This window comes from Marinomonas transparens (assembly GCF_016463975.1).
In the GTDB taxonomy this organism is placed as follows: Bacteria; Pseudomonadota; Gammaproteobacteria; order Pseudomonadales; family Marinomonadaceae; genus Marinomonas; species Marinomonas transparens.
The window spans coordinates 1-678 of sequence record NZ_JAEMNX010000082.1 but is presented as its reverse complement, the minus strand read 5'-3'; the positions used below and the strand labels follow the sequence as shown (position 1 = coordinate 678).

Annotated in this window: 1 protein-coding gene; it reads left to right on the top strand. The window is 43.5% G+C overall.

Going from position 1 to position 678, the window contains the following annotated elements:
• Positions 1–70: 70 nt before the first annotated feature.
• On the top strand, positions 71–678 hold a 608-nt coding region (locus I8J31_RS21290; RefSeq protein WP_199470489.1), incomplete at its 3' end, for a hypothetical protein.

Below are 678 nucleotides of genomic sequence, written 5' to 3'. Positions count from 1 at the left end.
AAGGCAAATCTTTTTTCAAACTTCAGCGACTGCGTTTTGAATTTGTGATTTTTAAAGGAAATTTTCAATTATGGCTGAAGAGGTGGAGGAAGAGAGGCTAAAGTATTTGGATTTTGTGCGAGCGGCTGGAGTTTATGCTGTAGATTCTTTCTCAACTCTCTACCTTTATGCCAAGGACATATCTGGTCCATTAAAACCTGGTGTCGATACTATTGAGAATGTGGTGAAGACCGTGGTTACTCCTGTTTATTATATTCCCCTTGAGGCTGTCAAGTTTGTAGACAAAACGGTGGATGTATCGGTCACTAGCCTAGATGGCGTTGTTCCCCCAGTTATCAAGCAGGTGTCTGCCCAAACTTACTCGGTAGCTCAAGATGCTCCAAGAATTGTTCTTGATGTGGCTTCTTCAGTTTTCAACACTGGTGTGCAGGAAGGCGCAAAAGCTCTGTACGCTAATCTTGAACCAAAAGCTGAGCAATATGCGGTCATTACCTGGCGTGCCCTCAATAAGCTGCCACTAGTTCCTCAAGTGGCAAATGTAGTTGTGCCAACCGCTGTTTATTTCTCTGAAAAGTACAACGATGTTGTTCGTGGCACTACTGAGCAGGGATATAGAGTGTCCTCTTATTTGCCTTTGTTGCCCACTGAGAAAATTACTAAGGTGTTTGGAGATGAGGC